Origin of the sequence: Nannocystis pusilla (assembly GCF_026626665.1) — a bacterium.
In the GTDB taxonomy this organism is placed as follows: domain Bacteria; phylum Myxococcota_A; class Polyangia; order Nannocystales; family Nannocystaceae; genus Nannocystis; species Nannocystis pusilla.
In genome coordinates, this window is sequence record NZ_JAPNKE010000002.1 from 1,089,762 (window position 1) to 1,109,311 (window position 19,550).

General features: G+C 72.2%; 17 protein-coding genes and 1 pseudogene. 11 read left to right on the forward strand and 7 right to left on the reverse strand.

Translation table 11 applies throughout. The features are described from left to right. Nucleotides 1-74 precede the first annotated feature (74 nt). Complete coding sequence (locus tag OV079_RS57290) at nucleotides 75-317, forward strand: SOS response-associated peptidase family protein (RefSeq protein WP_267766526.1); 243 nt, start codon at nucleotides 75-77, stop codon at nucleotides 315-317. 51 nt (nucleotides 318-368) lie between these two features. Here OV079_RS57290 and OV079_RS04895 read toward each other — a convergent pair whose 3' ends face one another. Beyond that, on the reverse strand, nucleotides 369-1,838 hold the full coding sequence (locus tag OV079_RS04895; protein WP_267766527.1) for a hypothetical protein: 1,470 nt from the start codon (nucleotides 1,836-1,838) through the stop codon (nucleotides 369-371). A 1,123-nt stretch (nucleotides 1,839-2,961) separates the two neighbouring features. Between OV079_RS04895 and OV079_RS04900 the strand changes: the two genes are divergently transcribed. The 3 genes from OV079_RS04900 (at nucleotide 2,962) to OV079_RS04910 (ending at nucleotide 5,360) form a co-directional block, all read left to right on the forward strand. Beyond that, a complete protein-coding gene (locus OV079_RS04900; protein ID WP_267766528.1) occupies nucleotides 2,962-3,705 on the forward strand; it encodes a hypothetical protein in 744 nt (247 codons plus the stop codon). Between the two features lie 90 nt (nucleotides 3,706-3,795). Further along, nucleotides 3,796-4,335 carry a hypothetical protein gene (locus tag OV079_RS04905; RefSeq protein ID WP_267766529.1) on the forward strand — a complete coding sequence of 180 codons (540 nt, stop codon included), beginning with the start codon at nucleotides 3,796-3,798 and terminating at the stop codon, nucleotides 4,333-4,335. A gap of 206 nt (nucleotides 4,336-4,541) precedes the next feature. After that, a complete protein-coding gene (locus tag OV079_RS04910) occupies nucleotides 4,542-5,360 on the forward strand; it encodes a hypothetical protein (RefSeq protein ID WP_267766530.1) in 819 nt (272 codons plus the stop codon). A 30-nt stretch (nucleotides 5,361-5,390) separates the two neighbouring features. On the opposite strand, the gene OV079_RS04915 is transcribed toward OV079_RS04910, so the two are convergent. Genes OV079_RS04915 through OV079_RS04920 form a run of 3 tightly spaced genes read right to left on the reverse strand, consistent with a single transcriptional unit; the run spans nucleotide 5,391 to nucleotide 6,187 of the window. After that, nucleotides 5,391-5,696, reverse strand: coding sequence for a hypothetical protein (locus OV079_RS04915; RefSeq protein ID WP_267766531.1), 306 nt, complete (start codon nucleotides 5,694-5,696; stop codon nucleotides 5,391-5,393). Then, nucleotides 5,644-6,036: a helix-turn-helix domain-containing protein gene (locus OV079_RS57295; protein WP_420829502.1), complete on the reverse strand. Its 393-nt coding sequence runs from the start codon at nucleotides 6,034-6,036 to the stop codon at nucleotides 5,644-5,646. The genes OV079_RS04915 and OV079_RS57295 overlap by 53 nt, the downstream gene beginning before the upstream one ends. Nucleotides 6,037-6,040: 4 nt before the next feature. Next, nucleotides 6,041-6,187, reverse strand: a complete 147-nt coding sequence (locus tag OV079_RS04920) for a hypothetical protein (RefSeq protein ID WP_267766532.1) — start codon at nucleotides 6,185-6,187, stop codon at nucleotides 6,041-6,043. 83 nt (nucleotides 6,188-6,270) lie between these two features. On the opposite strand from OV079_RS04920, the gene OV079_RS04925 reads away from it, so the two are divergent. Then, nucleotides 6,271-7,245 carry a TerB family tellurite resistance protein gene (locus tag OV079_RS04925; RefSeq protein WP_267766533.1) on the forward strand — a complete coding sequence of 325 codons (975 nt, stop codon included), beginning with the start codon at nucleotides 6,271-6,273 and terminating at the stop codon, nucleotides 7,243-7,245. Between the two features lie 127 nt (nucleotides 7,246-7,372). Here OV079_RS04925 and OV079_RS04930 read toward each other — a convergent pair whose 3' ends face one another. From OV079_RS04930 to OV079_RS57300, 3 genes and pseudogenes are all read right to left on the reverse strand, one after another. Then, entirely contained in the window at nucleotides 7,373-8,464 is a 1,092-nt protein-coding gene (locus OV079_RS04930) for an RNA ligase (ATP) (protein ID WP_267766534.1), read from the reverse strand. A 513-nt stretch (nucleotides 8,465-8,977) separates the two neighbouring features. Beyond that, the gene (locus OV079_RS04935) at nucleotides 8,978-9,574 is read right to left on the reverse strand and encodes an erythromycin esterase family protein (protein WP_267766535.1); all 597 of its coding nucleotides are present in this window, start codon (nucleotides 9,572-9,574) and stop codon (nucleotides 8,978-8,980) included. 163 nt (nucleotides 9,575-9,737) lie between these two features. Further along, nucleotides 9,738-10,256: pseudogene (locus OV079_RS57300) on the reverse strand (hypothetical protein); the annotation flags it as partial. 1,812 nt (nucleotides 10,257-12,068) lie between these two features. Here OV079_RS57300 and OV079_RS04945 point away from each other — a divergent pair. From OV079_RS04945 to OV079_RS04970, 6 genes are all read left to right on the forward strand, one after another. Next, nucleotides 12,069-12,812, forward strand: coding sequence for a hypothetical protein (locus OV079_RS04945; protein ID WP_267766538.1), 744 nt, complete (start codon nucleotides 12,069-12,071; stop codon nucleotides 12,810-12,812). A 14-nt stretch (nucleotides 12,813-12,826) separates the two neighbouring features. Beyond that, nucleotides 12,827-13,267, forward strand: coding sequence for a hypothetical protein (locus OV079_RS04950; protein WP_267766539.1), 441 nt, complete (start codon nucleotides 12,827-12,829; stop codon nucleotides 13,265-13,267). Beyond that, nucleotides 13,264-14,112, forward strand: a complete 849-nt coding sequence (locus OV079_RS04955; RefSeq protein WP_267766541.1) for an endonuclease/exonuclease/phosphatase family protein — start codon at nucleotides 13,264-13,266, stop codon at nucleotides 14,110-14,112. The genes OV079_RS04950 and OV079_RS04955 overlap by 4 nt, the downstream gene beginning before the upstream one ends. Before the next feature lie 37 nt (nucleotides 14,113-14,149). Beyond that, the gene (locus tag OV079_RS04960; protein ID WP_267766543.1) at nucleotides 14,150-15,013 is read left to right on the forward strand and encodes a rhomboid family intramembrane serine protease; all 864 of its coding nucleotides are present in this window, start codon (nucleotides 14,150-14,152) and stop codon (nucleotides 15,011-15,013) included. A 95-nt stretch (nucleotides 15,014-15,108) separates the two neighbouring features. Then, the gene (locus OV079_RS04965; RefSeq protein ID WP_267766544.1) at nucleotides 15,109-17,307 is read left to right on the forward strand and encodes a RelA/SpoT family protein; all 2,199 of its coding nucleotides are present in this window, start codon (nucleotides 15,109-15,111) and stop codon (nucleotides 17,305-17,307) included. Nucleotides 17,308-17,583: 276 nt separating this feature from the next. Further along, nucleotides 17,584-19,377, forward strand: coding sequence for an SMI1/KNR4 family protein (locus OV079_RS04970; protein ID WP_267766545.1), 1,794 nt, complete (start codon nucleotides 17,584-17,586; stop codon nucleotides 19,375-19,377). Nucleotides 19,378-19,550: the final 173 nt, after the last annotated feature.

The following is a 19,550-nucleotide window of genomic DNA, read 5'->3' on the forward strand; positions in this document are numbered from 1 at the left end:
ACCGGCGAGGTGAAGCGCCACTCGCGATCCTCACCACCGGGGCCAATCACACGGTCGGGCGCCACCACGACCGCATGCCGGCGATCGTGCCGCGCGGGCAGCTCGGCCGCTGGCTGGCCCCGCTGCCGCGCACGGCGAACATGGCCGAAAGGACAGCCCTGGCGCACCTGCTGGGCCCGGCGCCCGACGACATGCTGGTCGACACCCCCGTGTCGACGCGGGTCAACAACCCGCGCTTCGACGACCCGACGTGCCTCGAGCCGGAGCCGACGCTGATCGAGGAAGCCAGCGAGCCGCCGCGCCGGCGGACGAAGTGAGGGCGCGTGGTTCGTCAGCGGGCCGACGCGGCGATCGACGGCAGTGATGTTTCAGCGCGCCGCGTCGGCGAGCGGGCCGACGTCGGCGCGGGCGGGGAACCTCGGAGCATCGATCCGCGGACCGCCGCTGCGCTGGCCGGGTTCGCGCCGGCTGCGAGGCGCGGTGGAGGCCTCGGGCAGCGGCGCGACCCATAGGCCGAGACCGGGGCCCTGGGCGTCGAGGTAGTAGACGCCGTGCTCGGGCTCGTGGACGAACCCGTAGACGACGTCCTCGGCGATGGTGGTGTAGACGCGGGTATCGAGGTCGACGACGGCGAGGCGGACGTACCCGTCGCTTGTATTCTCGAGCGAGGTGACGATCCGGCCGTCCTCGAGCTCGTGGAACGGCACGCCGAGCGTGGGCAGCAGCTCGGTCCAGGCGCCGGTGGTGCGATCGATGCGCCACCAGCTGCCGCGATTGAAGTTGTTCTGATCGTTGCGGAGGTAGTACCAATCGTCGCCGTCGATCATCGGCAGGCGGATGAACGGGTACGTCGACGACTGTCGGTACCACTCGAACAGCTCGCCGTCGCGCGGGTTCCACAGCGCGGCGACGGTCTCGTCGTCGTTCGAGGGCATCTGCAGCCAGAAGCCGTGGGTCGTGCCCGTCAGCACGCGGGTGTGCGCGGGCACCTCGATCGCCTCGCCGGTGGCGGCGTCGTGGACGACCACCAGGGTGTCGTCCGGGCCGACGAGGCCGAGCCAGTCGTCGTCGACCCAGACCCAGGTGCCGGTGAGGCGCTGCTCAAAATCGACGCGACCCCACGAGACCGCAGTGTGGGCATTGGCGGTGAGCTCGAGGTCGACGCCGGTGGCCAGGTCGCGCACGAAGGTGGCCTCGACCTCGTCGTCGCCGATCTGCTGCCACACGACGCGGGTGCCCCCGGGTGAGCGCTGGGCGCGACGCACCCCCTCGATGGCGGCGACCTCGTCGCCCTGCAGATCGAAGACCCGCAGCTCGCCGGCGTCGGTGAGGGTGAGGACCGGCCCGGCGCCGGCCGGCTCGCCCGCGAACGTGTCGGAAAATGCGACGTCGATGAACTCGCCGGGCAGGCGCTCGAGCACGTCGCCCGGGTCGTCACCGAGGCGCCACAGCGTCAACGGCTGCGCCCCCACGCCGGCGGCGGACGGGACCCAGCTCGTGTCGCGCTCGGGGGTGGTCGTGAAGTACATGGCGTGTGCGCCCCCGCTCCAGCCCATGAGTTCGTGGTCGGAGATCCGGCCGACCTCGACGGGCTCGTCGATGCCGTCGACCTCGAGGCGGTCGAGCCGGACGACCGCTCCATCGCGCTCACGCAGGCCGAAGGCGACGCGGCCCAGGTCGTCCGTGCCGCTCAGCATGAAGCGATCGACGAGGTCTTCGGTGGAATCGATCGGGACGACCTCGTCGCCGCACAGGTCGGCGGCGTACATCCGCCAGGTCGGAACGTCGGTACCCCAGCGGAAATACAGGGTGTCGCCGATCAGCGTCAGGTCCTGCAAATGCCCGTTGAGCGCGGGGGCCCGGTCGGCGGGTGCGGCCCAGAGGCGCGTGGGAGCGTCGGCCGGGCAAACGGCCGACTCGGGCGCGCCGGCCGTATCGTCGCCGCATGCCGCAATGAGAAAGAGCAGAGCGCAGGCGGACGACGAGACCCGAGCGGCGAACGACACGGCGAAAGCGTGCGCGAGCGAAAGCGTGCGGTCAAGGACACTGCATTGATGATCGACCGCACAGGCCCTGAACGCGCCGAGGCGGGAATAAAGGCCCGCCGCCGCAGGTGCGCGCGGCCTGGGGGACGCCAGGAAGAATCGCAGGTCCAGAGCGAGAGCGGTCTGCGGTGCGCGAGTCGAGGATCGTGGATCCGGCAGGCGCGGGCGACCGACCGCCGAAGCCGAGGACTGCTACGAGGCCGAGGATCACCGGGGCGCTGCGGTCGGCTTCCACGCCCCCGGGGCGCGGGTGGGAGCTTGCAATCCCAGGTCGGGGATGGAGCGCGGGCGCGTACGCGACAGGCGGCTTGCAGTTCGGGCACGGGGAATCATGTGTCCCGGAGGACATGTGCGGGGCGGGCCACCTCGGGCCTGCCAGCGAGCTCGGCGGAGCTCCGTGAGCGCGCGGGCGCGGCCGGCAGCGGGGTGCGGGCGCGGGGAGGCATATGTCTCGGAGGACATGTCCCATGTAGGTGCGACGGGGCGAGCCAGCGGGCTCGGCAAAGCTCGCGGGCCCTCGCGCGGGCGTGAGCGGCGGCCTGCGGTCCGGAGAGCGCGGGGAATCACATGTCTCGGAGGACATGTCCCGAGGTTGCGTGAGTCGGGCCACAACGGCGAGATCGGCGGGGGCCTCGCCGCGTTGGCGGCCGGACATGCCGCGCACCAGCCTGCTCCTCCGCGCCCTCGCGCTCGTGCTGCCCTTCTGTGGGGCGGCCCTCACCCCGCCGGCCATCACCCTGAGCACCTGCGGCGAGCAGGTCGAGCGGATGCGCCGGAGCTTCGCCGACCTGGAGGGGCGGCTGGGCAGCCCGCACGTGCAGCGCGAGGACTGGCCGCTGCCGGTGTCGCCCGCGGGCTCGCCGATGTACGGAGCAAAGCCCGGCCCGATCCTCTACGGGCCCACCTCCGACCACGAGTGGCCCAAGCGGCGCGCGCGGTGGCGGCGCTCGAGGACGAGCGCCGGCTGTGGCGCGGCTGGGGTGAGGCGCACGCGCCGGAGCCGATCTATCTGGCGCTGCGCAACGACGTCCGGCTCGACAAGCACTGGCCGGCGCTGCAGCGATTGGCGGGGGAATGGGAGCTGCGCCTGGTGGTCGCGTCGCCCGAGCCGGCGCTGCCGCGGCCGGTCGCGCCGGCGTGGGTGCGCGAGGCGATCGCGGGGCGCACGTTGACGGCGCAGGCGGGCTTCGAGCGCTTCGAGGAATTGCGCGACGTGTGGGCGACGGCGGATACCTGCCCGGCGACGGTCCACGTGGACACTCAATTCGGATTCGGGCCGCGGCAGATGATGCGACTGTGGGCCGAGCGGGCCGAGGTGTGTCACTGCTTCTCGATCGACGAGGAGGCGCTGGTGGCCGTGGCGTGGCGGGCGTTCGCGCCGCAAGGAGCGCCGCAGCGGTGGTTGCCGCTGAAGATCGCGGTGACCGAGGAGGTCCGGCACCGCGCCGAGCGCGAGTTCGGGCCCGACTCGGTGCATTCGCCGGACCCGACGGCGATGCTGCTGCCCGGCGCGGCCACCGTCGAACGCCTGATCGCGCTGATCACCGCCGACCGCACGCCCACCATTCACTTCGGCACCCCGAACCGCGGGCCGCTGTTCGATCCGCTGTTCGATTACACCGCCTGGGCGAGCGGCCGGTCGGGGCGGCGCGGGCGGTGAGGCCCGGGCGCGCGGCAGGCCGGGCGGAGATTCGGCGGGACGCGATCGACGTGGTTGCGAGCCACGGCCTTACGCGCGAAGATGGCGGCGATGGCATGGCATCCGGGCGCCCTCGTGATCGCGGCTCCACTACTCCTGGCCGCTTGCGTGACGCGGGCGCCCGGCGAGAAGACCGCGGGGGACGCGACCGAGACGACGAGCCCGGGTTCGACGACGGGTGATTTGCCGGAGCCGACGACCGGGTCCGCGAGCGAGAGCGGGGCGTCGACGACGGGGGCCGAGGCGTGTGTCGTGGTCGTGGGGCCGTCGGACGAGCCGCCCGAGGCCGATCCCGATGGTTGCTTCGCCATCGCCGACGAGGCCGAGTGTGTCGCCAGTGACGCGTGCACCGCTCTCTTCGGCGTCCCGGCCGAGTGCGCCGATTCGCAGTGGTGCGTGCCCGACAGGGAGGCGACGGTCTTCCTCGGCTGCCGGCCGTTCACGATCTGCAAGCCGTTCGGGAAGGTCGTGTGCGTCGCCGACGAGCTCGGGACGCACGCGTTCTATACTACGACCTGCACACCGATGGGCTTCGGCCCGTGCGAGCCGGGGTCGGAGGCGGATGGCTCGGAGCCGCCGCCTTGTCCGTGAGGCTGACATCGGACGCTCGCAGCTGGCCGCGAGACTGCTAAGGTGCGGTCCATGCCGCTGCGAGCGAACTGGATCGGAACGGTGCCGGAGCTCGACGGCAAGCTGCCCCTGACCCGGACCTCGCGCGGACCTCGTCTCACGCTCGAGACGGGGCTCTCGTCGCGTGGGACGAGGACCTGCGGCCCCTCCGTCCATTGCCCACGGGCTTGCCCTCCGCCGCGAAGCTGCTCGACGCGCGCGCCGATCTCGGCGCCCTCGTCGCTGCAGTCGACGGCGGCTTGTGCATCGTGGCGGATACTCTCCACCCGAGCGCCGTCGTCGTCGCGGCGGCGGCGGACTCCGCGACTATCATCGCGCCGGACCGCATCGTCGTCACCGTGCCGGGCGCCCACGCCGAGGGACGCTCCTTCTCGGAGTTCCACCGGGTGCTGCTGATGGACCTGAAGGGGGTCGTGCTCGACGAGCGACGAGTCGAGGCCGACGCCGCGTGGGCGCACGCCCTCGTCCACCCGACGGATCCGGCGCTCCTCTGTGACTTCATCATGGGACAGGACGGCAGCCTGCTCGCCGTGATCCGTGCCGATGGCGACGCGCTGACGGTCCGCGAGGTGTTTCCTGCCGAGGCGTTCGTGAACCGGGGATTCAGCCCGGACGGCACACGCGTGCTGCTGCCGCCTTATCCCAGCGACCCGAATCGCGCGGTGGTGGCGACGTGGCCGGAGCTCGACATCGCGGCGCGCCTCGAGGTGGCCGAGGATCTGCCGGAGGTGCAGATGGGGATCGATGTATGGGGCGGCTTCCTCGACGACGAGCATGTGCTCCTCCTGGCGACGGAGCAGGGACCCATCGTGGCCACCGCCGATCTCGGCGGCGCTGAAGTGGTGCCATTGGTGGGTTTCGACGCGGTGAGCGACGGCGAGGGGTTCATCGAGATCGCGGCCCCGCTGGCCCCCGACCGGTTCGCCGCCGTCGTGTGGCGCGACGGGACCCGACAGACGACCGTGTGGCGCCTGGAGCGGGTCTGACCTGCGAGTCGTCGCGTAGCGAGTCGTCGATCAGGTCGCGCGCCGGCCTGTCGCGGCGACCGGGGCTCGGCGAGCGATCGCCCGGGCGAAGCGACGGGCGACCCGGCGGGCCGCGGCGTCGGGATCGTCGGCGGTCGCCGGCGTGAGCGCGACCGCGGCGATGCAGAGGCCGACGAGCGCGGCCGCGAGCTCCCGTGGGTCTTCGTCCGCGACGATCTCGCCGGCGCGGAGGCGCTCGGCGAGCGCGGCGGTGAGGGCCGGCGTGAGGCGCAGGGTGCTGGTCTCACGCGCGCTGGCCACGAGCTCGCGCGTCGCGTCGCTCGGATCGACCACCATCACCAGAGCGAACCGATTGTCGAGGAAGAAGGCGATGATCCCCCGCGCCGCGAGCCAGGAACGCCTCGAGGGGGGTCGACGACGCGGCTTCGAGCTGCCCGGCCAGCGTATCGATCTCGAAGTCGGCGAGCAGCGCCCGCAGGAGCCCGGCCTTGTCCTCGAAGTGACGATAGACGCTGGCGACGCCGACCCCGGCCCGGGATGCGACGTCGTCCATGGTCGCCCCACCGAGCCCGCTGGCGTTGAAGGCCTCGCGCGCGCCGGCGAGGATGGTCCGCCGGAGGTCGAGCCCCGGCTCGCCGGCCGCGACGCCACGCTCCGCCTGGAGGGCGTCGAGCAGCGCCTCACGGTCGGCGAACCGCCGGTAGAGCGACGCGCGCGAGCCCCGCCCGGACCGCGACGTCGGCGAGCCGCAGCGGGCCGGCGCGCAGGTCGAGCAGCTCCTGGGCCGCGTCGAGGATCCGCGCGCGGGCGGGGTCGTCCGGAGGCATGGGAAGAGGATAGCAGGGCTTGAAACATGTTGAGGTACAGTCTATCATTTTGTTTCAAGGCCCATTCGAGCCAGGAGCGCGCCATGGAATTCTTCATCCCCGATCCAGAGCAACTCACCCTCGGCCTGCGGACTCTCGCTACCGTCGCTCGCGTCGACGGGCCGCTTAGCGACGGTGAGGCGGCGGTGCTGCGGGCGGCCGACGCCCTGCTCGGCGACGGCAGCGGCCGCGACCTCGACCTGCTCGAGCCGATCGCCCCGGCCGAGCTCGCCGCCCGGTTCACGCCGCCGCCGCTGCGCTTCCAGCTCGTCGCCGCGATGCTGGTGATGGCGATGGCCGACGGCGAGGTCGGACAGGCGGAGGCCGATCTGGTGGCCGCGTTCGCGGCGGCGCTCGGCGTCGAGAGCTCGGCCGTGCACAACCTCGATCGCCTGGCCCGTGGCCACTATCGCCGCGCCCGGCTCGACATCGTCCGCCGCCAGTGGGCCCCGAAGAAGATCGCCGAGATGGCGGCGGTGCAGGGCCGGGCGATCATCCCCAAGGCGATCCTCGGGATGCTGGGCCTCCATCAAGATCCGGCGCTCACGGCCCGTTACCTGGCGCTGGGCCGGCTGGCGGCAGGCAGCCTCGGCCGCAGCTACTTCGAGTACATGGTCGCCAACGAGTTCGCGTTCCCGGGCGAGGCGTACGCGCCGCCCGAGGCGATGGTGTTTCACGACATGACCCACGTCCTGTCCGGCTACGGCACGACGCCGGATCAGGAGATCTTGGCGGCGGCGTTCAGCGCCGGCTACTCGTCCTACGAGGTGCACAACTGGTTCGCGTTCGTGCTGTCGCAGTTCCAGCTCGGGCTGCAGACCGCGCCCAATATCCCGCCCGCGCGCCTGCAGATGGACCCGGCGCGGCTGCTCGTGGCCGTGCGCCGCGGGGCGGCGATGACCATCGACATCAACGACGGATGGGACTACTGGGAGGTGATCGAGGAGCCAGTCGAGGCGCTCCGCGAGCGTTATCACATCCTCCCGGAGTCGGCGTTCATGCGAACGGCGGCTCCGTGAGCCTCGCGCGGCGAGTCGAGCGAGCCCGTGGCCGACGTGACCGCCGCGAGTCAGCGCCGTGCTCTCGTGAGGGCGCGTGAAAATGTAAACAGTCGCGGCGCGCGGGGGCCGCGCGCCGCGACTCGTTTCAGTTGTACTCGGTGCCGCCGCTGCGGAGCAGGTACTTCTCGGACACGCTCTTGAGCTGGACGCGGCCGAGCTCGGGGTGACGGCGCTCGAGCTGCGGGCGGATGACGATACCCTCGCGGACGTGGAGGCCCTGGCCGGACACGGTCTCGCGGCCGTCGGTGTATTCGGCCATCGCGTCGCGGCTGAACGGCCCGCGGTAGAGCACGGGCACGCGCGGCAGCCCTAACGCGTCGCAGGCGGCCTGCAGGTCGGCGTCGGACAGGAACCGGCCCTGGCCGTACCAGCCGGTGTAGATGTCGAACACGCGGAACCCGAGGTTGCGGTCCTGATCGGTCTTGGAGCCGTAGGACAGGTCCTGCACGCCGGCGCCGAACACCTCGCCGAGCACGAACACCGGGCGACCGGCGGCCAGCTCGTCGGCGAACACCTTCGCGGCCCGGGCCTCGAAGTCGAGGTGGCGCGCGACGCGGAGGTAGAGGTTGTGGGCGTTCTCGGCCGCCGACGGGGTGAAGGCCAGGCCCTTGGCGGCGAGGCCCTTGCTGCTGACGATCAGGGGGCCGTGCTCGCCGGCGGCGTCGTTCGGCACGAGGCCGAGCTGGCACCACGTGCCGTGGATCTTCTCGGTGAAGACGACGGGCTCGTCCGCGAGCAAGGCGTCGGGGAAGGCCTTGACGTTCTCGATGTCGTACTTGACGCAGCGATCGGGGCCGGCGCCGTAGACGTGGCCGTTCATGTGCGACGGCACGACCGGCTCGTATTTGATGATGCCGAGCTCGGCGGTGACGTCCTGGCCTTCGGACCAGCCGGGCCGGGCGGGATAGACGATGCCCTGCGACAGGACCCCGCGCAGCTTGATCGCCTTGACCCGGTTCATGTCCTTGCCGGACAGGCGCCCCCGCAGGCCGAGCTCGTCGAGCAGCGGCTCGGGGACGATGGCCTGCTCCGGGATGTATGCGACGAGGTCTCCGCTGACGAATTGACCCTTGCGGACGATCGAGCGGTAATCTCCGACGCGGGCGATCTCGAGGGCGTCGGCGTTCTCGTGCGGCTCGATGGCCACACGCACGACGTGGACGGCGAAGCTGGACATGATGTACCTGCGCTTTCTTGGACGAGGTCCCTGGCAAATGCGCGGACACGGCGATACCCGACGTGCCCGCCGACGCGGCCGCCTCGCAGGACGGTCGCACCGGAGATTGTTACGAGCCGCAGCGGCGGCCGGAGACAAAATCAGCGTACTGTCGCCGATCCCGCCGGATACGCTCCTGGCACGCCCGCTGCGGCCGAAACGGCCGGGGCGTACGAGGAGGCGCAAAACAGAGTGCGGGCGTCGAGCGACATAGAGACCAAGGACCACGAGCGTACGCGAGAGTCGACGCGTCTGTCAATACGCCAGGATCGCGCGACCCATCGATTGGGCCCACGAGCGCGAACTCGAACCCGGACGGTCTGCGGACGTCGGCGGGCAATGGCAGGACCCGCGGGGACGGGATGTCCTTTGCGACAGGTTCTCCGCCGCCGGCCGCGAGGGCTCGCAGGCGGCGGAGCGATGGGACATGTCCTTCACGACATGCCCGATCGCGGTGGCGTCATTGCCCGCGAATCACAGCAGTTCGACGCAGCCGTCGGGCCCGGGCCGGCCGAGGCCGGGGGCGAGGGCGGCGGCGGTGACCACGGGGACCACCAGCAACGCGTCGAAGGCGGTGGACAGCGACTTGTAGACGTCGTTGTAGCGGGCGGCGTCGGCGGGGTCGTAGGCGCCCTCGATCGCGCGGATGGCCGGCTTGCCGCCGAGGCTGCGCTGCAGGCCCCTGCCGCGCAGGAGGTCGGGCACAGGCAGCAGCGCCGGACCGGCGAGGCCGGCGAAGACCGCGTCGAAGCTGCCCGAAGGGGCAGGCGGCAAGTCGAGCGGGCACAGGCGGCCGTCGGTCCGCTCGAGCACGGCGCGGCCGCGGACGAACAGGCCGCCGACGGCGACGTAGCCGCGGCCGTGCCACTGTCGCAGGTACTCGCCGACCGAGGGCGCGGCGCCGGGGACGTCGGCGGCGGCCCGCCGGTTCTCGCCCCAGAAGAACAGCTTGTTGCCGGCGCCGCCGAGCTGCAGCGCGAGGTCGAGGTTGCGCGCGCGGTGGAACTCGGGCGCGTCGAAGGCCCAGCTCTCGGCCTGGTCGAGCAACTGCACGGCGGCCTCGGCTTGCATGCGCGCGCGCGTAGGCCGAGGCGGAGCTGCGCTCGACGTAGGCCGGCCGCTGCTCGTCGAGGCGCTTGAGCAGGGCGACGAGCCCGGGGCCGTCGCCGCCGCGGAGGATCGCGGTGGCCCGCTCGGCGTGCTCGGGATCGACGGCCTGGAGGTACGCGAGGTAGCCGCGCGCGACCGCGTCGAGCTCGCCCGGGTCGGTGCCGTGGACGTGCAACATGGTCTTCGGGCCAGCCGCGTTGTGAGCCCGCACGGCGGCGAGGAAGTCGCGCAAGTCGGCGGTGCGCAGGGCGGGCTCGTCGAGGTCGAGGAGGATGGCGTCGAGGGCGTCGAGGTCTGGCTCGCCGGCGGCGGTGACCCAGGCGTCGAGGGCGAAGCCGGCGTGGATGCTGACGTCGAGCGCGAGGCCGGTGACGCCGTGGTCGCGGACGAGGGCGAGGAAGAGGTCGCGGGCGAGGACGACGAACTCGTGCCCGCCGGCGAGGGGGCGTCCGACCCCGATGACGCGGGCCTCGGCGAAGCGTGCGGCCAGAGGCGCGAGCGCGGCGGGGGCGATCGATTGGCCGGGCTGGAGCGCGCCGCGAGCGGCGAGGGCGTCGAGCTCGACGCGGGCCTCGCTGCGCAGGCTTCGGTTGCCGGCGCAGGCCGAGGCGAGGAGGAGGAGGGCGAGGGAGATCCGGCGCACGCCCGGGCGAAGCTAACACGGGCCGGCGAACGCGGCCCGCATCTTGCGCGCTGCGCCTTCGCATCGCCGTCCTCGCGGCGAGGCCGGCCCCGCTGCGATGTCATGGCCGGCGCGCGAGGCTCGGTCCGAGAGGTGACGGCTTCGCGAGAAACAGGGGGCCGGCGGCAGGACGAGGAGGATTCTCCGATCGCAACGACAGTCGCGGGGAGATCCATCAGTCCGCGGACGAACGGACGGTGCACCGGCCCATGGTTGACGATCGGGCCCGTCCGTGTACCATCCCCCGCGATGCGACTCTTACGAATGGTTGTCCTGGTGAGCCTGGCCCTGGCGAGCATGGGCGAGGGTGAGGCGAAGGCGTGCTCCTGCCTGCGGCAGGACTTCGGCGGCGGCAAGCTCTACGTCGGCTCGGGCGGCGCGGTGCCGGCCGATGCGGAGGGCTTCGCCTGGACCGGCGGCGAGAAGCTGAGCAGCGCGAAGGGCCGCGTGACGCTGGTGCGCGTCGACGGCAAGAAGAAGGTGCCGGTCAAGTACACGATCGTCGAGAAGGGGCCGGTCGAGGTCATCGTCCCGGCGGCGAAGTTCAAGCCCGGCCAGGTGTACGAGGTGACGGTGCGCGAGGGGCCCGAGGCGGCCGAGACCCGCAAGAACCTCGACCCGGCGGCGACCAACGTGCCGCCCCCGGAGACGACCACGACGGTGACGATCGCGGCCGGGCCGCTGGTGCTGCCGGAGGCGAAGCTGACGTTGTCGGCGCCGACGCAAGAGAAGATCCAGGTGGCCCACCCCGCGAGCTGCAGCCATGAGATCGAGGCGGCCACCGCGACCCTCAAGGTCAAGCTGCCGGCCGAGGCCGAGGCGCTGCGCGACTACCTGGTCTACGAGACCCGCGTCGACGGTGCGGTGTGGAACGCCAGCAGCGGCCTGTGCAACCACGTCGATCCGGGCCGCACGTGGACCGGCGAGGCCGGCAGCGACAAGCTGTTCGTCGCCTGCGACCAGCCCGACGCGCTGAAGCCCGGGCCCCACAAGGTCGAGGTCGAGGTCGCCTCGCCCGACCGCGCCAAGGTGATCACGACGCCGGCGGTCGAGCTCGAGCTGGCCTGCGCCGCGCCGGCCCCCGCCGAGCCGCCCCCGCCGGCGCCGACGGGCGCGGAGCCGCAAGAGCCGCCGCCCGTCGCCAAGAAGGGCTGCAGCGTCAGCGACGACCCCAGCTTCGCGTGGGTGCTCGGCGTCGGCCTGCTGTTCGCCCGCCGCCGCCGCCGCGCGGCCTGACCGAAGGGGCATGTGCTCGCGGACATGTCGCATGCGACATGTCCTCGAGGGCGTCCGATGGAATGCCGAGAAGAGGTTCGCTTCCGGGTCGGAGACCGACCGCGTAGCCTATCTCGGCGATATGTTGCGAGCGACGGTCGCACGCGACTGCGGCGAGCCAGCAGGCAGGCGGAGCCGCGTGGCGGCAGATCCTGCTCCCGCGGACATGTTGCGAGCGGGCGGTCGCACACGTGGCCTCACGGCGAGCTGAGCGGTGACGGTCGAGGCTGCGGTGCCTGTCGCTAAAAGATCGCTCGCGCGAACGCGACGGGCGGGTCGCGAGGAGTCTGGCCGCCTCATGCTCGCGCAATCATTGAATGGGGTGGTCGGAATGGTCGGTTCGCGGGCCGGCGACGCGTGGCGTGACCTGTCCTCGGGGATAGATTGCGTGCGGCCGGTCGCCCGCGTTCGCGGCGAGCGAGCAGGTGCGCGCGTGCGGGTTCGCGCGCGGGACGGTCATGACAGCGGTCGACGGAGCCGCTATCGTGGCGCTGCGTCATGATCGTGTCGTCGCTCATCCTCGTCGTCGCGCTCGCTTCGCCGGCAGAGGTGCGCGCGGACGAGGGGACCGAGGCCGCGTCACCGACGGCGGTGGACGGGACGGAGGCCGCGTCCGCGCCAGCGCCGACGCCGGCCGATCCGGTGGCGACCGGTGCGGTGGTACCTGCTCCGACGACCGCGCCCGCGCGGCCGACCCGGGCGAAGACGGGGCGCGGGCTGCTGATCGCCGGCGGGGTCTTGACGGGGCTCGGGGTGGTCGGGCGGATCGGTCTCGAGGTGTTCTGGTCGACCGCGGCGCAGATCGTGCCGACCGATCCGTTCGCCCGCTGGAGCACCGCGAACCTGGTGTTCGTGACCAACTGGAACAACCTGATGTTCTTCGGGCCAGGTCTCGGGCTGCTCACCGCGGGGGCTTACCGCCGCGGCGGCCACGAGGCGGGCCTCGGCAAGGTCCGCGACGCCAAGCGCATGCGCCTGGTCGGCATCGGGCTGCTGTCGGGCGGGCTGGGCCTGTGGGCGCTGTCGCGGGCGCTGTTCCTGCCGATCGCCGACGCGTGTCCGAGCAACCGCTGCGCCTACACGACGCTCGAGACGACGTTCTGGATCGGCGCGGGGGCGATCTTCGCCGGCGCGGCCCACCTGGCTTATGGGACAGGTTATTCGCGGGCCGCGGCGAAGGTCCAGGTGGCGCCGAGCCTGGGGCCGGGCTACGCGGGCCTGGGGCTGGCCGGTCGGTTCTGACGGAGGATCGCACGATGAACGCGCACCGCCTCACGCTCGCCGCCCTGCTGGTCCTCGCGCCGGCCTGCGCCGACGACGAGATCCCCGAGGACCTCGGCTCGCGGCCCGAGGACGAGGTGATGCTGGTCGACAGCCCGATCTTGCAGCACCTGGCGGCGGCGCTGGACGACGGGGCCACGCTGCGCACGAGCGACCTGTTCTACGCCGAGCGGCTGCGCTTCACCGCGGCGCCCGATCCGTCGGCGCTGCTGGCGGCGCAGGCGAGCGAGCACGCCGCGTTGCCGCCGCTGGCCGCGCCGGCGACCCTGAAGGTGCTGACGTACAACGTCGGGCTGCTCAATCGCTGGTATCCGTTCACCCACGTCGGCGTGCCGTACTACGTCGAGCGGCGGGCCGAGGTGCCGGCGCGCCTGCTCGGCGACGGCTGGGACGTGCTGTTCTTGCAAGAGGCGTGAAGCTGGTCGACGTCGAGCGCCTCGCGGCCGAGGCGAAGCGGCAGGGCTATGCGATCTACGCCGGCAGCGAGGACAGGCACGCGCAGCACGGCCTCGTGATCCTGGTCCGCGAGGCGCTGATCGGCGATCCGAAGCAGGAGTTCGGCGAGGCGCAGTACGCGGCCCAGCGGGAGATCGAGCTGTTCCCGGGCCCCGGCATCAAGCGCGGGCTCATCCGCTGGAGCTTCACGCACGCGCCGACCGGACGGCGGATCCACCTTTATGCGACGCACCTGACCGCATTCCCCGAATTGTGGCAGGAGCGCGACGTGCAAGCGCGGGTGCTCGGCGGGCACGCGAAGAGCCACGACGACGGCGACGTGGTGCTGGTCGGCGGCGACTTCAACGCCGGGCCGTATTATCCGGAGGATCGATTCGGCAGCACCGGCGAGGAGGTGCTGACGGGCTGGTGGCACAACGCGATGATGTACCCGCTGATGCTGCACTACGGCGGGCTCTACGACAGCCGCAGCGCGCTGCAGCCGGCCGCCGACGTGACGCGCATGCAGCAGCTGCTGTTGCCGTTCGAGTTCGGGCCGTACATCGAGGAGCCGCTGGCCGGCCGCTGCGCGACGATCCCGGCCGACACGTTCACCGGCACCGACTGCAACTCGCTGTACTTCCAGCAGTACGGGGCGACCGAGTACCCGGCGCGGCTCGACTACGTCTTCATCCGCGACGTCGAGCGGCATGTCCGCGTGGTCGCGACTGCGCTCGAGTACACCGAGCCGCTCGACTTCGGCGCGGCCGGCAGCCACGAATTGTCCGACCATTACGGACAGTCGGCGACGCTGCAGATCGAGTGAAATAGCGCCGCGAAGTCGGAGGTTGTCTCGCGGCCGCATGCGACCCGCCGGCGTCATCCCGGAGCAGCGCCAGGCCCGGCGCTTCGCCGACTACCTGCTGACCCTGGGCATCGCCGCCCGGCTGCGGCCGGCGCCGGAGGGCTGGACGGTGTGGGTGGTCGAGGAGGAGGCGCTGCCGCGGGTGCGTGACGAGTTGGCGTCGTTTCGTCGCGAGCCGGGCGCCGCGCGCTTCGCAGTGGCCCGCGAGGCCGAGCGGATCCGCGCCGAGACCCGGGCGGCGCCCGCGGGGCCGGCAGCGGCCGCGCTGCCGCAGCCGGCCGTGTCGACGCCGTGGGCCTCGCCGACCCCGCTGACGTGGGCGCTGCTGGGGTTCGTGGCGATCGCGGCGGTGATGACCCGGCTCGGCGATCCGGCCTCGCCGCTGGTCGCCCGGCTGCTGCCCGACGCCGCCGGCCTGTCGGCGAGCGCGCCGTGGCAGTGGCTGACGCCGGTGATCGTCCACTCGGGGCCGCTGCACCTGCTGTTCGTGGCGGCGGTGTGGCCCGAGCTGGCGCGCCGCGTCGAGGCCCGCTCGGGCACCGCCGCGCTGGCGGCGATGGTGATCGGCTTCGGTCTCCTCGGCAATGTCGTTCAGGCCATGTTCTTCGGGCCAGCTTGTATCGGCCTGTCGACGCCGGCGTTCGGGCTCATCGGGGTCGCCGCGGCCGAGCGGCGCGCCGGGGCGGCGGGCGAGCTCGAGGTGGTGCTGGCGGCGGGCTGGCTCGGCGCCTGTCTCTTGGGACTGGTCGGCCCGGTCGGCGGCGCGGCCCACGTGACGGCGCTGGCGGGCGGGCTCCTTGTCGGCGCGATCGCGGGGCGACTGCGGGCCCTGCGGGGCCGAGGCGCCCGACCCTCACGGTGAAGCTCGCCCGGCGGGAGGGCGCGGCGCCGACGTGCAGCGGACGCGGCGAGAATTTCGCTGGCGAGGGGCCGGGCCAGGACCTATTGTGCGAGTCGATGGTCAAGGCGGCGGAGAGCAACCTCGACAGCCTGCGCGAGAAGATCGCCGGTCGGTACAGCGACGGCGCCGTGCTGGTCGGCAAGGCCCACGCGTTGGCGGAGGCGGGCGACGCGGCCGCGGCCCAGCGCGGGGTGGTCGCGTCCGACATGCTGACCGAGCTGCGCCTCGACCCGCCGGCGCTGGCGGCCGCGATGGTGGCCGACGCGGCCATCTCCGGCACGATCAAGCTCGAGGCGATCGGCGAGGCGCTGGGCGCCGACACGCAGGCGATCGTCGACGGCGTGCGCCGGGTGGCGACGATGCGCTGGGACCGTACCGCCGGCGACGACGGCGAGAGCCTGCGCAAGATGTTCATGGCGATCGCCGCCGACGTGCGCGTGGTGATCGTGGCGCTGGCGCTGCGCCTCCGCGACATGCGGGCGCTGCGGAGCCTGGCCGACGAGGCCGAGCGGCGGCGGATCGCCCGCGAGACGCTCGAGATCTACGCGCCGCTGGCCAACCGCCTCGGCATCTTCCACCTCAAGTGGGAGCTCGAGGACCTGTGCCTGCGCGAGCTCGAGCCGGACATCTACCGCCAGATCGGCGCGGCCCTGGCGGCCAAGCGAGACGAGCGCGACGGGATGATCCGCGACGCGATCCTGACGCTGCAGGCGCGCCTCGAGGAGGCCGGCATCCACGGCAAGATCAGCGGCCGGCCCAAGCACATCTACAGCATCTACAAGAAGATGCAGCGCAAGCGGGTGTCGTTCGCCGAGATCTACGACGTCAGCGCGGTGCGGGTGCTGGTCGACTCGGTGCCCGACTGCTACGCGGTGCTCGGCATCGTCCACGGCCTGTGGACGCCGATCGCCGGCGAGTTCGACGACTACATCGCCCGGCCGAAGCCGAACGGCTACCAGTCGCTGCACACCGCGATCGTCGGCCCCGGCGGGCGCTCGCTCGAGGTCCAGATCCGCACGGCGGAGATGCATCAATTCGGTGAGTACGGCGTGGCCGCCCACTGGGCCTACAAGGAGAGCCGCAAGGCCGGGCGCCTGGCCGACGCGAAGTTCAACTGGCTGCGGCAGCTGATCGACTGGCAGAAAGAGGTCACCGATCCGCACGACATGGTCGAGTCGCTGAAGACCGACATCTTCCAGGATCAGGTCTACGTGTTCACGCCCGGCGGCGACGTCATCGACCTGCCGGTCGGGGCGACCGCGGTCGACTTCGCCTACCGCGTCCACACCGACGTCGGCCACCGCTGCCGCGGGGCGCTGGTGAACGGCCAGATCGTGCCGCTCGACCACAAGCTGCAGACCGGCGACCGCGTCGAGATCCTGACCCAAAAGACGCCCCAGCCGAGCCGCGATTGGTTGAGCCCCCAGCTCGGCTATGTGATCACCTCGAGCGCGCGTCACAAGATCCGGCAGTGGTTCCGCCAGCAGGGCCGCGAGGCGGCGATCGTGCAGGGCCGCGAGTCGCTCGAGCGCGAGCTGAAGCGCGTCGGCATCGAGCGCCCGCGCCACGACGAGTACGTCAAGCTGTTCGCCAATCACAACACGCCGGAGGAGCTGTTCTCGGCGATCGGGTTCGGCGACATCGCCACCCAGGCGGTGGCGGCCAAGATCCTCGACGCCGAGCGCGCGCAGCAGGAGGCGGCCAAGCTGGCGGCCGAGGCGGCGCGGCTGGCCGCGGCGGCGACGTCCTCGCATTCGGCGCCTGTCCCCGAGGCCAGCCCCAAAAGGCCGACGAGCAAGCCGGCGGCGGCCGGCGGGGTCAGCGTCGAGGGCCAGGCCGGGGTGCTGAGTCACCCGGCCCGCTGCTGCACGCCGGTGCCGGGCGACGCGGTGATCGGCTATATCACCCGCGGCCGCGGCATCGCCATCCACCGCCGCGATTGCCCCAACATCCTCAGCAGCCCCGAGCCCGAGCGCCTGATCGAGATCGCGTGGGGCAACGAGAACCGCCGCCGCTATCCGGTGACGGTCCTGATCCAGGGCAGCGACCGGATCGGCCTCCTGCGCGACATCGTCGAGGTTTTCGCCGACCTGGGGATCAACGTCAGCGGCACGACGGTGACGACGAACAAGAAGGAGCAGTCGGCGTCGATCTCGGCGACCCTCGAGGTGTCGAGCAACGAGCAATTGGTGCGCGTGCTGGCGAAGATCGAGCGGGTCCCGGGGGTCGAGCGGGCGCGTCGGCAGGCGGGCTGAGCTAAAGTTCGCCGGGGTGCCCCCAGTGGGGCGAGGAGATCCCCGGTGTTCGGGGTCGATTGGTGGCACGATGGGCGGCGTGGCCGTGGCCGAAAGGCCAGGCCGCCGGTTGCATCACTGGCTCGATCCTACGTCGATTCGCCGTTCGTTCGTCGCTGCCGCGGCGAGCCGACGGCCGTCGCGGGTATTGTCGATCGATTCACACCCCGCCCCGGAGGGCGCTTGCGAAGCGGCCGATTCGGCGTGTATCACACATGCGAAGGCGAGGTTACCCGGATGGCGAAGAAGACGGCGGGGGCGAAGAAGAAGGCGGCGAAGAAGGAAGCAGCCGCGAGCAAGAAGCAGACGACCCAGGCGACGACCGGCACGGCGTCGAAGGCCGCGAAGGGCACCTCGGCGAAGCCGGCGACCGCGGCGAAGGGCGGCAAGGCTGCCCCCGCGAAGACGGCGAGCAAGGCGACGAAGAAGCCGGCCGCGGGCAAGGCGAAGGCGACCAAGAAGCCGGCCGCGAGCGAGGCGGCGAAGCCGGCCGCGGGCAAGGCGAAGAAGGCGGCGAAGAAGGCGGCGAAGAAGGCGACCAGCGCCGCGCCGCCGGCCGCGAAGAAGTCGGCGAAGAAGGCCGCGAAGACGGCGAGCAAGGCGAGCAAGGCGAAGGCCGCCAAGCCCGAGGCGGTGACCGAGACGGCCGCGGCGCCGTGGATCGCCGGCTCGAAGGGCGCGGGCAAGAAGCGCGGCAAGCTGGCCCCGCCGCGCGCGACCGAGGCGAGCAAGGGCGCGGCCCAGGTGGTCGACGCCGGCGTGTACGCGCCGAAGGGCAAGAAGGGCAAGAAGGCGGCCAAGGCCGGCGTGGGGGCCGAGTACGCGGCGAAGTCGACCCCGGCGGCCGAGTACGCGGCGAAGGGCAAGAAGGCCGCGAAGAAGGCGCCGGCGAAGATGAACTTGCTGGCCGAGTACGCGAAGGCGGTCGAGTCGGCGGCGACCGGCAAGAAGGCGGCGAAGAAGGGCGCGAAGGCCGACGCTGCCGCGGCGCCGAAGAAGGGGCTGTCGGCGAAGAAGCAGGCCCACCAGCGGGCGCTGCGGAAGTCGGCCGCGGCCAAGGCCGGCAAGGGCGCCCCGGCGGCTCTGGCGAACGCGGTGCAGACGGTCGCGAGCGTGACGAAGGCCGCGGTCGAGGCCGCGACCTCCACGGTCAAGGCGGTGCTGGCGAAGGCCACGACTCGCGGCGGTCGCAAGGCGGCCAAGAAGGCGGCGGCGGCCCCGGCGAAGGGCGCGAGCAAGCCGACGAAGGCGGCGCCGGCGAAGAAGGCGGCGAAGAAGGCGGCCAAGGTCGCGGGGCCGAAGGCGGCCGCGGGCAAGACCGAGGTCGCGGCGCCGCGCAAGGGCACCACGAAGGCCAAGAAGAGCGCGGCCAGGGGCGCGAAGGGGACGAAGGGCAAGAAGTCGGGCAAGAGCTCCGACGACGCCAGTAGAAGCCCGGGCGGTTCGGCGAAGAGCGGCCCGGTGGAGCGAGGCGGCGCGCCGGCGAAGGGCGCGAAGGCGAAGCAGGCCGGCGGCAAGCCGTCGGCCGGCGGCGGCGATCCGGCCAAGCTGATCGCCACGATCGAGGCGGCCGCGCTCGCGGCCGGGGTCGAGCTCCCGCCGGGCGCCAGCCCGGCCGCGCTCGCCGAGCTCGAGCAGACGCTCGGCCTGACGCTGCCCGACGAGGTCAAGGCCTGGTACCTCGCGCACGACGGCGGCGGCAGCCAGTTCGTGGTCGAGAGCCGCGAGCTGCTGTCGCTGGCGCGGATCGCCGGGGAGTGGAAGATCTGGAAGGACCTGCTCGACAAGGGCGTGTTCGGCGACAACGCCCACAGCGACCCGGGCCCCGGCGTGCAGCAGAAGTGGTGGATCCCCGAGTGGGTGCCCGTCACCTACGACGGCTCCGGCAACCACGACGTGGTCGACCTGGCGCCCGCGAAGGGCGGCAGGGTCGGGCAGATCCTGTCGTTCTGGCACGACGAGGCGAGCCGCCGCGTGGTCGGCCGCGACTTCCTGTCGTGGCTAGCGAAGCAGCAGTGGGGCAGCGACTGAGCCGCCGGCTCGTGGGTGCCTGACCGAGAGCGCATGTCCTTCAGGGCATGCGCTCTCGAGCATGTTTTAATGGGCATGCCCTCGCGGGCATGTCCGAGCGGCCATGTCCGATCGCCGGCCTGGCGTGTGAGTCCGCCTGCGGCCGACGCGGCGGCGCTACGAGTTCGCCGCCG